11 protein-coding genes are annotated in these 13,399 nt (G+C 57.2%); 10 read left to right on the top strand and 1 reads right to left on the bottom strand.

What is annotated here, in order from left to right; genetic code table 11:
- Positions 1 to 14 precede the first annotated feature (14 nt).
- The 9 genes from WN53_RS08100 to ghrB all read left to right on the top strand — a co-directional run bounded on the left by WN53_RS08100 (position 15) and on the right by ghrB (position 10,821).
- Positions 15 to 677 (top strand): OmpA family lipoprotein, encoded by a 663-nt coding sequence (locus WN53_RS08100; RefSeq protein WP_024483293.1) that lies wholly within the window; start codon positions 15 to 17, stop codon positions 675 to 677.
- Between the two features lie 115 nt (positions 678 to 792).
- Positions 793 to 1,800: a substrate-binding domain-containing protein gene (locus tag WN53_RS08095; RefSeq protein WP_024483294.1), complete on the top strand. Its 1,008-nt coding sequence runs from the start codon at positions 793 to 795 to the stop codon at positions 1,798 to 1,800.
- A gap of 129 nt (positions 1,801 to 1,929) precedes the next feature.
- Positions 1,930 to 4,056 carry an alpha-galactosidase gene (locus WN53_RS08090; protein ID WP_024483295.1) on the top strand — a complete coding sequence of 709 codons (2,127 nt, stop codon included), beginning with the start codon at positions 1,930 to 1,932 and terminating at the stop codon, positions 4,054 to 4,056.
- Positions 4,057 to 4,138: 82 nt separating this feature from the next.
- Positions 4,139 to 5,410 carry an MFS transporter gene (locus WN53_RS08085; protein ID WP_024483296.1) on the top strand — a complete coding sequence of 424 codons (1,272 nt, stop codon included), beginning with the start codon at positions 4,139 to 4,141 and terminating at the stop codon, positions 5,408 to 5,410.
- Positions 5,411 to 5,480: 70 nt separating this feature from the next.
- Positions 5,481 to 6,515 carry a LacI family DNA-binding transcriptional regulator gene (locus tag WN53_RS08080; protein ID WP_024483297.1) on the top strand — a complete coding sequence of 345 codons (1,035 nt, stop codon included), beginning with the start codon at positions 5,481 to 5,483 and terminating at the stop codon, positions 6,513 to 6,515.
- A 156-nt stretch (positions 6,516 to 6,671) separates the two neighbouring features.
- The gene (locus WN53_RS08075; RefSeq protein WP_024483298.1) at positions 6,672 to 7,430 is read left to right on the top strand and encodes a sugar phosphate isomerase/epimerase family protein; all 759 of its coding nucleotides are present in this window, start codon (positions 6,672 to 6,674) and stop codon (positions 7,428 to 7,430) included.
- Positions 7,427 to 8,374 carry a sugar kinase gene (locus tag WN53_RS08070; RefSeq protein ID WP_099049902.1) on the top strand — a complete coding sequence of 316 codons (948 nt, stop codon included), beginning with the start codon at positions 7,427 to 7,429 and terminating at the stop codon, positions 8,372 to 8,374. The genes WN53_RS08075 and WN53_RS08070 overlap by 4 nt, the downstream gene beginning before the upstream one ends.
- Before the next feature lie 122 nt (positions 8,375 to 8,496).
- Positions 8,497 to 9,765 carry an MFS transporter gene (locus tag WN53_RS08065; RefSeq protein WP_024483300.1) on the top strand — a complete coding sequence of 423 codons (1,269 nt, stop codon included), beginning with the start codon at positions 8,497 to 8,499 and terminating at the stop codon, positions 9,763 to 9,765.
- An 81-nt stretch (positions 9,766 to 9,846) separates the two neighbouring features.
- Positions 9,847 to 10,821: a glyoxylate/hydroxypyruvate reductase GhrB gene (gene ghrB, locus WN53_RS08060; protein ID WP_024483301.1), complete on the top strand. Its 975-nt coding sequence runs from the start codon at positions 9,847 to 9,849 to the stop codon at positions 10,819 to 10,821.
- Positions 10,822 to 10,855: 34 nt separating this feature from the next.
- Here the strand turns inward: ghrB and WN53_RS28600 are convergent, their stop codons facing one another.
- On the bottom strand, positions 10,856 to 11,026 hold the full coding sequence (locus WN53_RS28600; protein WP_158645272.1) for a hypothetical protein: 171 nt from the start codon (positions 11,024 to 11,026) through the stop codon (positions 10,856 to 10,858).
- Positions 11,027 to 11,213: 187 nt separating this feature from the next.
- Here WN53_RS28600 and WN53_RS08055 point away from each other — a divergent pair, with 187 nt between their 5' ends.
- Positions 11,214 to 13,280 (top strand): alpha-amylase, encoded by a 2,067-nt coding sequence (locus tag WN53_RS08055; RefSeq protein WP_024483302.1) that lies wholly within the window; start codon positions 11,214 to 11,216, stop codon positions 13,278 to 13,280.
- Positions 13,281 to 13,399: the final 119 nt, after the last annotated feature.

Raw genomic sequence — 13,399 nt, 5'->3', positions numbered from 1 at the left:
TAAAGGAACTAACAATGAAAAAACGCATTGCGATAATTGCTGGTGCGGTAGCCGTTGCCATGACGCTATCGGCTTGTACCACCAACCCTTACACCGGGGAGTCAGAAGCCGGCAAGTCCGGTATTGGCGCTGGCGTTGGCGCAGCCCTGGGTGCCGGTATCGGCATGATCTCTTCATCGAAAAAAGACCGTGGTAAAGGCGCGCTGATCGGCGCCGCAGCCGGTGCCGCATTGGGCGGTGGCGCCGGATACTACATGGACGTGCAGGAAGCCAAACTGCGCGACAAAATGAAAGGCACCGGCGTTAGCGTTACCCGTCAGGGCGATAATATCGTGCTGAACATGCCAAACAACGTGACCTTCGATACCGACAGCAGCACGCTGAAACCGGCGGGTGCCAACACCCTGACCGGCGTGGCGATGGTGCTGAAAGAGTATGAAAAAACCGCCGTCAACGTGGTGGGTTACACCGACAGCACCGGGGCTCGCGCGCATAATATGACGCTGTCCCAGCAACGTGCAGACGGTGTGGCCAGCGCGCTAATCACCCAAGGGGTCGCCGCCAACCGCATCCGTTCAACCGGTGCCGGCCCGGATAACCCAATTGCCTCCAACAGCACCACCGCAGGCAAAGCGCAAAACCGCCGCGTTGAGATCACCCTCAGCCCGCTGCAGTAATCCCGTGCGGGGCTTTGGCCCCGCCAGTTCGCATTTCCTGCCCTCACCTCTCCCTCCGGTTCCTCTGCCTGTGTTACTCTCGCCCGGCATCCCAACACCTTCTGTAGAGTGAAATATGTCCCTGAAAGCGATTGCCAAAGCATTGGATCTCTCCGTTACCACCGTGAGTCGCGCCCTGAATGGCTACGGCGACGTGGCCCAAGATACGCGCCAACGGGTAGAGGCTGAGGCAGAGCGTTTGGGTTATCGCCCCAATACCCTGGCACGCCGTTTGAAAATGGGCAAAATCGACGCCGTTGGGCTGGTTTTCCCCTTCAATAACTACACGTTAAGTAACTCTACCTTGATGGAGATGATCGGTTGTATCAGCAATGAGTTGGTGCGCCACGAGATCGATCTGCTGCTGGTGGCAGATGATGCGCCCCATCATGCCTTTACTCGTCTGATTGCCAGCAAACGTGTTGATGCGCTGATCGTTGCCCATACGCTAGACAACGATCCGCGTCTGCATGAATTACAGCGGCTTAACTTCCCGTTTCTGGCGCTCGGCCGCAGCCAGTTGGTGAAAGATTACGCCTGGTTTGATTTTGATAACCGCGCTGGCAGCCAGATGGCCGTGGACTATCTGGTGGCGCTCGGCCACCGGAAAATTGCCTATCTGGGCGAAAATAACCAGCAGTCATTTATCAGCCAGCGCCGCCAAGGTTATCTGGATGGATTGGCCAGCCACCAACTGCCACAACGTGATGATTATCTGTGCAGTATCACGCCAAGCCGTCGTGCGGGTTATCTGACTACCCAAGCGTTATTGGCGTTGGCCGATCCACCGACGGCAATCATTACCGACTGCAACGGTCACGGCGAAGGGGCAGCAATGGCGCTGCGTGATGCCGATAAACTCGGCCCCGGTGGGGTTTCTCTGGTGGTGTATGACGGATTACCCGCGGAAAGCCTGCTCGATCTTCCTGTAGCCTCCATCGTCCAAGCCACCCGCGCGGAAGTCGGCCAACAAATCGCACAAATGACCCTTGGCCTGATCCGTGGTGAACCGCTGCAAAAATTACAGGTACTGTGGCAACCGGTGTTAAAACCCAATCCTGACGAACTCCCCCTGACCTCCTGATCGTTTAAAACAACGACGTTTTTTGCCCGACCAGATCACAGATCCGAAACGTTTAGGTTTTAATCCGAAACGTTTCGGATCAATGATGACGCCACTGAGTTGAGCCAAAGATCGTAAAGGAGTCAAAACATGGAACCCACCATTGTGCGGTTAACCAGCCCCACGACCGACGTCATCGTTCGTTGCCAGCCGTTTGCCGAAATTCTCTATTGGGGCCCCCACTTAAGCGGGTTTATGCCGGAAGATATCCTGACGCTGAGCCGGGCGGTGCCCAACGGCAGGCTGGATGTCGATACGCCGCTGACGCTGGCGGCAGAATCTGGACGCGGTCTGTTTGGCTCGCCGGGAGTGGAAGGCCATCGCGACGGCTACGATTGGTCCCCCGTGTTCACCACCAGCGAAATCACGCATCAGGACAATCAGTTACTGATCCTGGCAGAAGACCCACAGGCTGGGCTGCAACTACGCAGCGAACTGCAATTGGACAGCGCCAGCGGCGTGCTAAAGATGCGCCATACGTTGATCAATCACCATGCTGCTCGTTACTGGGTTAACCGCTTGGCGTTGACACTGCCATTGCCAGAGCGTGCTGGTGAAGTGATGGCGTTCCATGGCCGCTGGATCCGCGAGTTCCAACCGCACCGCGTCACCCTGGAGCATGGTGGGTACCTGCAGGAAAACCGTCGAGGGCGCAGCTCTCATGAATACTTCCCTGGCATGATGGTAGGTAGCCGTGGCTTCAGCGAGCAACAGGGGGAGGTCTGGGGTATCCATCTCGGCTGGAGCGGCAACCATCGTCTGCGTGCTGATGTAAAAACCGATGGCCGCCGCCTGTTGCAGGCAGAGGCCCTGTATCTGCCAGGCGAGCAGGAGCTGGAAGGCGGGGCCAGTCTAAGTACGCCTTGGCTGTATGCTGCCAGCTCTCGCACGGGTCTGAATGCGCTCAGCCAGCAGTTTCACCGTTATGTCCGCCAGAATATCCTGCACTTCCCTGAACACAAGCCACGTCCCGTGCATCTCAATACCTGGGAGGGCATCTATTTCGACCACCAGCCCGAATACATCATGCAGATGGCCACCAAGTCGGCCGGACTTGGCGTAGAACGCTTTATCATTGATGACGGTTGGTTCCGTGGCCGCGACCACGATCGCGCGGCACTTGGCGACTGGTATCTGGACGAGAAAAAATACCCGAACGGGCTGGCTCCGGTGATCGAGCATGTTAAACAACTAGGCATGGAATTCGGTATCTGGGTGGAGCCAGAGATGATCAATCCAGATTCCGATCTGTTTCGGGCTCACCCCGACTGGGTGTTAGGTTTACCGGGCTATCAGCAACCTACCGGGCGTTTTCAGTACGTGCTCGATTTGTGCAACCCACAGGTCTTCGAATACCTGCTGGAGCGTATGAACTGGCTACTGAGCAATCATGATATCGACTACATCAAGTGGGACATGAACCGCGAGATCGTGCAACCCGCACACCTTGGCCGCGCCTCGCTGACAGCCCAGACCGAGCAATTCTATCGCCTGTTGGATAGCTTGAGGGAACGCTTCCCGCAGGTGGAATTTGAATCCTGTGCCTCCGGTGGGGGTCGTATCGATTATGAGGTCCTGCAACGCTGCCACCGCTTCTGGGCCTCCGACAACAACGACGCGCTGGAACGTCAAACCATTCAGCGTGGCATGAGCTATTTCTTCCCACCGGAAGTGATGGGCTCACACATCGGCAACCGACAGTGTCACGCCACCGAACGTCAGCACAGCATCGGTTTTCGCGGCCTGACGGCGCTGTTCGGTCACATGGGTATCGAACTCGACCCGGTCAAAGAAGGTGACGCCGAACAGCTTGGCTTCGTCCGCTATGTGGCGTTGCACAAATCTCTCCGGCCACTGCTACATAGCGGCGATGTTATCCGTATCGATCATCACGACCCAAGCACCCAGATTAATGGCGTGGTTGCCCCAGGACAAGAGCAAGCCGTCATTCTGGTCAGCCAGTTGGCGATGCCGGATCACCAGTTGCCGGGTAATTTGCGCATTCCAGGGTTGAGGCCGGATGCACGTTATCGGATCACCCTGCTGGATACCCCGCCGCTGATTCACCAACAGCAGGGCGGCCATACCATGCGCCAGTTACCCGCCTGGATGAAACAGCCCTGCGACGTTAGCGGGGAATGGCTGGCACAGGTTGGCCTGGCGTTACCGGTACTGGATCCGGAAAGCGCCATGCTGATCGACCTGGAACAGCTCTGAGCTATCCCATAGATTTGCAGGTGCAGCGCTCACCCCGGCGAGCCGCTGCACACCCAAAGCTCGTCGTGGAAGGACAATCACCATGAACGCCACCGTCTGTACCTATAAAAATAACCGTAACTTCTGGATATTTGGCGCTTTCTTTTTCCTCTACTTTTTCATTATGGCCACCTGCTTTCCGTTTCTGCCGATCTGGCTGTCTGAGGTTATCGGGCTGAATAAAACCGAAACTGGCCTGGTATTTTCCTGTCTGTCTCTGTTTGCCATTCTATTCCAACCCATTTTCGGCATTATTTCCGATAAGCTCGGGCTGAAAAAACATCTGCTTTGGGTGATTACCCTGTTGCTGTTTTTCTTTGCCCCCTTCTTCCTCTACGTCTTTGCGCCGTTGTTGAAAATGAACGTCTTGCTCGGAGCCATGGTGGGCGGGGCCTATATCGGATTTGCTTTTTCAGGGGGCGCAGGAGCCGTTGAGGCTTATATCGAACGAGTCAGCCGCAAAAGTGCCTTCGAATACGGCAAGGCGCGGATGTTTGGCTGTTTCGGCTGGGGGATCTGTGCGTCTACCGCCGGGGTGTTATTCAATATCAATCCGGATATCGTCTTCTGGATGGGATCTGGGGCCGCAGTATTACTGATGCTACTGCTGATACTGGCCAACCCACGCGAAAATCCTAACGCCATTGTCATGGGCAAGCTGGGTGCCAACCAGAGCCAGTTCAATCTGAGGATGGTGGCAGAGCTGTTCAGGATGCCGAAGATGTGGATGTTCATCCTGTATGTGGTCGGCGTCGCCTGCGTCTATGACGTGTTCGATCAACAGTTTGCCAACTTCTTCAAAACCTTCTTCAGCTCGCCACAGCGCGGTACCGAAGTCTTCGGTTATGCGACCACCGCCGGAGAATTGGCCAATGCGCTGATCATGTTCTGCTCGCCGTGGATTATTAACCGCATCGGGGCGAAAAATACGCTGCTGCTGGCCGGTACCATCATGTCCATACGCATCATTGGCTCCGCCTTTGCCACAACGGCACTGGAAGTCATCATGCTGAAAATGCTGCACGCGCTGGAGGTGCCTTTCCTGCTGGTCGGTTCCTTCAAGTACATCACCGCCAACTTTGATACCCGCCTTTCCGCCACGATCTATCTGATTGGTTTCCAGTTTGCCAAACAGGGGGCCGCCATCTTCCTCTCTGCCTTTGCAGGTAGCCTGTATGACCGTATGGGGTTCGCCGATACTTACCTGATCCTCGGCTGCCTGGCCTTGGGTGTCACGCTGATTTCTGTCTTCACCCTCAGCAGTCCCGACAAGAAAATCCAGCCGCAGGCCAAAGCGCAGGAGGTTACCTCCTGACATGGGTCATTCCCGGCGTGATGCCGGGTGTGTTAGTCTCCTTGGCATTGAACCGCAGGGGAGATTGGCTGTGAGCAGTGATAAAGCAACGCGTGCCTCAGGGCGCGCCACCATCAGTGATGTGGCAAAACACGCCCAAACCGGCAAAACCAGCGTGTCGCGCTATCTCAATGGTGAACAGCACCTGCTCTCCGACGCCCTCAAGCAACGTATCGACATCGCGATCCAGCAGCTCGACTATCGCCCAAGCCAGATGGCACGAAGCCTGAAGGGTGGGCAAACGCGGCTGATCGGCCTGATCATCGCCGATATCACCAATCCCTATTCCGTCGACGTGATGCGCGGTATCGAAGCGGCCTGCCGCCAGCATGGCTTTACCCTGCTGGTCTGTAACACCAATAACGAGATCAATCAGGAACAACACTATCTACAGTTGCTGAGCAGCTACCGGGTGGAAGGGATTGTGGTGAACGCCGTAGGGATGCGTGAAGACGCGCTCTCCATGCTGCAACAGTCGATGCTGCCGATGGTGCTGATCGACCGTAAAATTCCCGATTTCGCCTGCGATGTGGTGGGCCTGAATAACCACGAGGCCACCGCCACCGCGACGGAGCATCTGTTACAACAGGGGTTTGAGGCGATCCTGTTCCTCAGTGAGCCAATTGGCACCGTGAATACCCGGCTTGAACGTCTGCACGCCTTTCGCCAGACCATGGCCAAACATCCCGATTTGTCCGCCGAACAGGCCGAAACTCCGCTCAACGACGCCGACAAGCTGGCAACGGTATTACAGACCTTTAATACCCGCCATCGCGGCATGCGCAAAGCGGTGATCTCGGCCAACGGTGCCCTAACGCTGCAAGTTGCGCGCGCTATGCGCCACCTGGGCATGCAGTGGGGCAACGATATTGGCCTGCTGGGGTTTGACGAACTGGATTGGGCCGAACTGGCCGGGGTGGGGATAACTACCCTGAAACAGCCCACCTACCAGATAGGACATGCCGCGTTGGAGTTGCTGGTGCAGCGTATCCAGGGCCTCGATGCCCCCGTTAGCGAGCAGCTATTCTCCGGTGAGCTGATCGTTCGTGGTTCCACCCAGCGTTAGGCCATACTCGAACCATCAGTCCTCAAGCGACTATTTTTCAGCCAACTCCGTGATTGCGATCATAGTTCTGCATGCTGCTGCTTTTCAATGGAACCGGTTCCATTTACCGTTGCAACAACAGTAGCGGTGGTGATAGGTCACCTCAGGAGCCAAAAGATGAAGCAACAGATTATTGTAGTAACCAGCGCCTACGGCAACGACAAGGTACAGCAGCTAGGTGGCCAGGCGGCGTTGTTACCCCTGATCGCCCAAGCAGGCGCAGACGGCGTGGAAATCCGCCGTGAACTGCTTTCCCCACAGGAACTGGACGCTTTACCCACCCTGGCAAAAGCCCTACAGCAACACCAACTGGCTGCCGTCTATTCCGCTCCTGAGTCACTGTTTACGCCACAACACACCCTGAACCCGAACTTGCCTGCCTTTTTGGCGGAGGCGAAGATCCTGCAAGCCAGTCGTCTCAAGCTGGCCTTAGGCCACTACCAGCCAGGCTTTGACTTTACCGAGTTAAAAATCGCGCTGGGGCAATCCGCAACCCAACTGGTGGTCGAGAACGATCAAACGCCAGACTGCGGCATCCTGTCATTGATGAACGCCTTTTTCCATGCGGTGGAAGCGAGCCAGCTGCCGGTCGGTATGACGTTCGACATGGCCAACTGGCATTGGGTGGGGCAAGACACCCTGGCCGCCGCCAATCTCCTGGCCGCACACGTTGGCTATATTCATGTTAAAGCCGCAACCCTTGGCCCACGCGGCTGGCGCGCCATCGCCCTGGATGACACCGACGGTAGCTGGCGTGAAGTGCTGGCCCGCTTGCCGCAGGACGTGCCACGCGGCATCGAGTTCCCGCTACAGGGCAGCGATCTGGAGGCGGTAACCCGTCATTACGTGGATATGTTACGCGGGGAGCAGGCATGATGAGCACGCAAAATTCTTTAGATGTCGTCACGCTGGGTGAAGCCATGGCGATGTTTGTCGCCGCGCAAACTGGCGATCTGGCCGAGGTTGAAAGCTTTACCAAACGCATCGCCGGTGCCGAACTGAACGTGGCTATCGGGCTGGCCCGCCTGGGTCTGAACGTCGGCTGGGTCAGCCGGATAGGTAACGACTCGTTTGGCCGCTTTACCCTGCAACAGTTGGCGAAAGAAGGAGTTAATGCCCAGCGGGTCACCGTTGATGGCCGCTATCCAACCGGTTTTCAGCTGAAATCTAAAAATACCGATGGAACCGATCCCAGTGTGGAGTATTTCCGCAAAGGCTCCGCCGCCAGCCATCTTTCCACCGCCGACTTTGACCGCGACTATTTCGCCGGGGCCCGCCACCTGCACCTGAGCGGGGTGGCCGCCGCCCTGTCTGCCGAGTCGTTGGAGCTGTGCCAGTTCGCCGCTGCCGAGATGCGTGCCCTGGGCAAAACCATCTCCTTCGACCCCAACCTGCGCCCGGTGCTGTGGTCTAGCCGGGAGCTGATGATCGAACAGCTCAACAAGCTGGCCTGCGCGGCCGACTGGGTGCTGCCGGGGTTAAAAGAGGGCCAGATCCTGACCGGGCAATCCACCGCAGAAGGCATCGCCGATTTCTATCTGGAGCGCGGCGTACAGGCCGTGATCATCAAAACCGGGCCAGAAGGTGCCTGGTTTAAAACTGCCGCAGGCGACCAGGCTGCGGTACCCGCGGTCAAAGTCACCAACGTGGTAGATACCGTCGGTGCCGGAGACGGTTTCGCGGTAGGGACGCTGAGCGCCCTGCTGGAAGGCAAAACGCTGCTCCAGGCGGTACAACGCGGCAACAAGATCGGTTCGCTGGCCATCCAGGCCATCGGCGACAGCGAAGGGCTGCCAACCCGCGCCGCACTGGCGGAATAATCATTTGCTCCAATGAGCGTCCACCTCTGTCCCTACAACCGAGGCACGCCGGGAGAGCACAAGCCCCAGCGGATAGCTGCAAGCCACCGCTGGTGAGAAGACTCCACTGAAGGGTTCTGCACATGACTAAAGCAACTATTGCGGCCAAACGCTGGTGGTACATCATGCCCATCGTGTTTATCACCTACAGCCTGGCTTATCTGGATCGTGCCAACTTTAGCTTTGCCTCTGCCGCCGGGATTAATGACGATCTTGGCATCACCAAAGGGATGTCATCCCTGCTGGGTGCCCTGTTTTTCCTCGGTTATTTCTTCTTCCAAATCCCCGGCGCCATCTACGCCGAACGCCGCAGCGTCAAGAAGCTGATTTTCTGGTGTTTGATCCTGTGGGGTGGCTGCGCCTCGCTGACCGGCATGGTCAGCAATATCCCGATGCTGGCAGCGATCCGCTTTATCCTTGGTGTGGTGGAGGCGGCGGTGATGCCCGCGATGCTGATTTACATCAGCAACTGGTTTACCAAGTCTGAACGCTCCCGCGCCAACACCTTCCTGATCCTCGGCAACCCGGTCACGGTACTGTGGATGTCGGTAGTTTCCGGCTACCTGATCCACGCCTTTGGCTGGCGTGAAATGTTTATCATCGAAGGGGTTCCTGCGGTCATCTGGGCATTCTGCTGGTGGGTGCTGGTCAAAGACAAACCCTCACAGGTCGGCTGGCTGAGCGATCAGGAAAAGCTGGCGTTGCAACAACAACTAGCCGAGGAGCAGAAAGGCATCAAGGCGGTACGCAACTACGGCGAAGCCTTCCGCTCGCGCAACGTGATCCTGCTGTGCATGCAATATTTTGCCTGGAGCATCGGCGTGTATGGCTTTGTGCTGTGGCTGCCTTCGATCCTGCGCAGTGGTATGCAGATGGGGATGGTTGAAGCGGGCTGGCTGTCATCGGTACCTTATCTGGCCGCCACCATTGCGATGATCGTGGTTTCCTGGGCGTCGGACAAGATGCAGAACCGCAAGCTGTTTGTCTGGCCGCTGTTGCTGATCGGCGCGCTGGCCTTCTTCGCCTCCTACGCCATTGGCCCGAACCACTTCTGGATCTCCTATGGCCTGCTGGTGGTCGCCGGTGCGGCCATGTATGCGCCTTACGGCCCGTTTTTCGCCATCATTCCGGAGATGCTGCCAAGAAACGTCGCCGGGGGTGCCATGGCGCTGATTAACAGCATGGGTGCACTGGGCTCCTTCTTCGGTTCCTGGTTTGTCGGCTACCTCAACGGGGCGACCGGCAGCCCGGCAGCCTCTTATATGTTTATGGCTATCGCGCTGCTGGCCTCGGTGGGGCTGACGCTGATCGTCAAGCCTGCACGTAATGAAGCTCAGCCACAGGTGGCCTAATCTTGCGAGTGAGGGGCTCAGCCCTTCACTTTCCTGCAATATGTTATGTTGAACATCTCGTTCGCCAGATGGAGTTATTTGATGAAGCCTGCAATCGTGTTGTACAAAAGTATTCCTGCCGACCTGCGTGCCAAGCTGGACCAGCACTTTACCGTTCATGCCTTTGACGGTCTGCAACTGGACAACGCCGCCTTCGATCAGGCGCTACAACAGGCCGAAGGCATCCTCGGTTCCGGCGGCAAGATTGACGAAGCCTTTTTACAACGCGCCCCCAAACTGCGTGCGGCGTCCACCGTCTCCGTCGGTTACGACAACTTTGACGTTGAAGCACTCAACGCCCACCGGGTGCTGTTGATGCATACCCCAACCGTCCTGACCGAAACCGTGGCCGATACCATCATGAGCCTGGTGTTGGCCACCGCACGCCGGGTGGTCGAGGTGGCCGAGCGGGTCAAGGCAGGGGAATGGCAGGGCAGCATCGGGCCTGACTGGTACGGCGTTGACGTGCATCATAAAACCATCGGCATCCTCGGCATGGGCCGCATCGGCCTGGCGCTGGCGCAGCGTGCGCACTTCGGCTTTGGCATGCCGGTGCTGTACAACGCACGCCGCACCCATGAAGAAGCAGAGCAACGCTTCAATGCCCGCCGTTGCGATCTTGATACGCTGCTGGCCGAGTCGGACTTCCTGTGCATTACGCTGCCGCTCACCGAGCAAACCTTCCATCTGATTGGCCGCGAACAGCTGGCGAAGATGAAGCAGAGCGGAATTTTGATCAACGCGGGGCGTGGCCCGGTGGTAGATGAGCAAGCGCTGATTGAAGCCTTACAAGACGGCACCATTCACGCCGCTGGGTTGGATGTGTTCGAACAAGAGCCGGTCGCGGTCGATTCGCCGCTGCTGAAAATGGCCAACGTGGTCGCTTTGCCGCATATCGGTTCCGCCACCCATGAGACTCGCTACGGCATGGCCGAGTGCGCCGTGGATAACCTGATTGCCGCCTTGACCGGTACGGTCACAGAAAATTGCGTTAACCCGCAGTTGCTGAACAAGTAATCCTGATTAGATGCCAGCGTTTACCAACTGGCATCTAATCAAGCTGATCCATATTCTCCATGTCATCACTAACTATCGCCCCCATCCTGCTAAAACGAGCAGTCATCTCAACTTCAGATATGAAATCACCCTTTTCTGCCTCATTAATAGCCTTTTGAATTTCTATAAGTTGTTCGTCGAAACGTTGGACTGATGCAATACGCATAGGCTTACCTCATTGGTTAATGTACACCTCGCAGTGCAGATTAAAAAACCAACAGCGCATAGTCAAACCTCTCCCCCTTCCCCCTCCGCCCCCAAATTCTTACCCTGGGAGGAGGCGATTTTTTCTCCATACAGCACACTAGGCTACCCTACGATAAAAACGCTTCCTGCCACGAGTAAGGAGAGCCATGAAACGCCTGACCCTTCCCCTGCTGATGCTGCTTTCACCCGCAGCGCTGGCCAACTGGACGCTGCAAAGCTTCCCGGCCTTCAGCGAATCCACCAGCGGTTTATTTACCAGCCAGGCAACCCTGGCCAAAGGCCAACTGCCGCTGCGGCTTTATCAGAACCAACAGTGCTGGCAGCCCAGCGACACGGTTAAGCTGAACCAGACGTTGTCGCTGCAACCTTGTAGCGATAGCGAGCCGGTCAGTTGGCGGCTATTTCGCGATGGCGATTATCAGGTGCGGATCGACACCCGCAGCGGCACACCCACCTTGCAGCTCAGCCTGAAGGCCGAACCGGAAAAAACCGTCGCCGCCGTGGCCCGCACCTGCCAACGCTGGGATGGCCAGCCGATCACGATCGCGGTGAAGGACACCTTTGCCGAAGGCGAAACGGTGCGCGATTTTTACTCGGGCCAGACCGCCACGGTGGTTCAGGGCCAGGTCACCCTGCAACCGGCAGCCAACAGCGGGGGTCTGCTATTGCTGGAGTCAGCCAATACGCCGCCACAGGCGGCTTTCAACTGGCACAACGCCACGGTCTATTTTGTGCTGACCGATCGCTTTGAAAACGGCAACCCGGCCAACGATCACAGCTATGGCCGCCACGGCGATGGCATGCAGGAGATCGGCACCTTCCACGGCGGCGACCTCGCCGGGTTGACGAAAAAACTGGATTATCTGCAACAGCTGGGGGTCAACGCCCTGTGGATCAGTTCCCCGCTAGAGCAGATCCACGGCTGGGTCGGCGGCGGTACCAAAGGGGATTTCCCACATTATGCCTATCACGGTTACTATCACCAGGACTGGACCAAGCTCGATGCCAATATGGGCAACGAGCAGGATCTGCGTAATCTGGTGGAGCAAGCGCATCAGCGCGGGATCCGTATCCTGTTTGACGTGGTGGTCAATCACGTCGGCTATGCCACGCTGGCCGATATGCAGCAGTTCCAGTTCGGCTCGCTGTACCTGAAGGGAGATGAAGCCGCAAAAACCCTCGGCAAAAACTGGGGCGATTGGCAACCGGGGCCAGGCCAGAGCTGGCACAGCTTTAACGACTACATCAACTTCAGCGATAAAGCAGGCTGGAGCCAATGGTGGGGGAAAAACTGGATCCGCACCGATATCGGCGATTACGACTCACCGGGCTTTGACGATCTGACCATGTCACTGGCTTTCCTTCCGGACATCAAAACTGAAGCGCCTGGAGCCAGCGGCCTACCGCTGTTCTTCCGCCATAAACCTGATACCGCCGCGCGCGAAATCCCAGGAGCCACCACCCGCGATTATCTAACGGTCTGGCTCAGCCAATGGGTGCGCGACTACGGCATTGACGGTTTCCGCGTTGATACCGCCAAGCACGTCGATAAACCCACGCTGGACCTGCTAAAGCAGCGTGCCACCGAGGCGCTGGCAGAGTGGAAAGCGGCTAATCCCAAGCAGGCGCTGGATAACGCGCCGTTCTGGATGACCGGTGAAGCCTGGGGCCATGGGGTGATGAAAAGCGACTATTACCAGCACGGCTTCGATGCGATGATCAACTTCGATTTTCAGGATCAGGCCTCGCAGGCACTGGGTTGCTTCTCCAATATCGATGCCACCTATCAGCAGATGGCGGACAAGCTGCAAGGCTTCAACGTGCTGAGCTATATTTCCTCGCACGACACTCGCCTGTTCTTCGCCAGCGATGCCAAAGGTTCGTTACCTTTGCAGCAGCGAGCAGCAGACCTGCTGTTATTGGCTCCGGGCGCGGTACAAATTTATTACGGTGATGAGAGCGGCCGTCCGTTTGGCCCTACCGGTTCCGATCCTTTACAAGGCACGCGCTCGGATATGAACTGGGGTGAACTGCAAGGAGCCAAAGCGCCGTTGTTGGCACATTGGCAGCGGCTAGGCCAGTTCCGCGAGCGCCACCCGGCAATCGGTGCCGGTAAGCAGCAATCCCAGCAAACGCCTCATTACTATGCCTTTAGTCGCCAATATGGGGGCGATAAGGTGATGGTGGTGTGGGCTGGCGATCGGTCACAATAATTCAGCGCGTTATGCTGTAAAAAGCCCGCTGAGCAACATCTATGCCCGGCGGGCAAGATATCAGCCGCATTGCACCCGCTTTTATCTGGCGGTATGGTGGGCGTCTACCCGCTTACAAC

Source organism: Serratia fonticola (genome assembly GCF_001006005.1).
GTDB classification, from domain to species: Bacteria; Pseudomonadota; Gammaproteobacteria; order Enterobacterales; family Enterobacteriaceae; genus Chania; species Chania fonticola.
Note: the sequence above shows the minus strand (reverse complement) of the source record. Positions and strands in the feature narration are given on the sequence as shown.

What these genes read in the sequence shown, in the direction of transcription:
- WN53_RS08100 (WP_024483293.1), top strand. Translation starts at nt 15, where the DNA reads ATGAAAAAACGCATTGCGATAATTGCTGGTGCGGTAGCCGTTGCCATG.
- WN53_RS08075 (WP_024483298.1), top strand. Translation starts at nt 6,672, where the DNA reads ATGAAGCAACAGATTATTGTAGTAACCAGCGCCTACGGCAACGACAAG.
- WN53_RS08055 (WP_024483302.1), top strand. Translation starts at nt 11,214, where the DNA reads ATGAAACGCCTGACCCTTCCCCTGCTGATGCTGCTTTCACCCGCAGCG.
- WN53_RS08095 (WP_024483294.1), top strand. Translation starts at nt 793, where the DNA reads ATGTCCCTGAAAGCGATTGCCAAAGCATTGGATCTCTCCGTTACCACC.
- WN53_RS08085 (WP_024483296.1), top strand. Translation starts at nt 4,139, where the DNA reads ATGAACGCCACCGTCTGTACCTATAAAAATAACCGTAACTTCTGGATA.
- WN53_RS28600 (WP_158645272.1), bottom strand. Translation starts at nt 11,026, where the DNA reads ATGCGTATTGCATCAGTCCAACGTTTCGACGAACAACTTATAGAAATT.
- WN53_RS08070 (WP_099049902.1), top strand. Translation starts at nt 7,427, where the DNA reads ATGATGAGCACGCAAAATTCTTTAGATGTCGTCACGCTGGGTGAAGCC.
- ghrB (WP_024483301.1), top strand. Translation starts at nt 9,847, where the DNA reads ATGAAGCCTGCAATCGTGTTGTACAAAAGTATTCCTGCCGACCTGCGT.
- WN53_RS08090 (WP_024483295.1), top strand. Translation starts at nt 1,930, where the DNA reads ATGGAACCCACCATTGTGCGGTTAACCAGCCCCACGACCGACGTCATC.
- WN53_RS08065 (WP_024483300.1), top strand. Translation starts at nt 8,497, where the DNA reads ATGACTAAAGCAACTATTGCGGCCAAACGCTGGTGGTACATCATGCCC.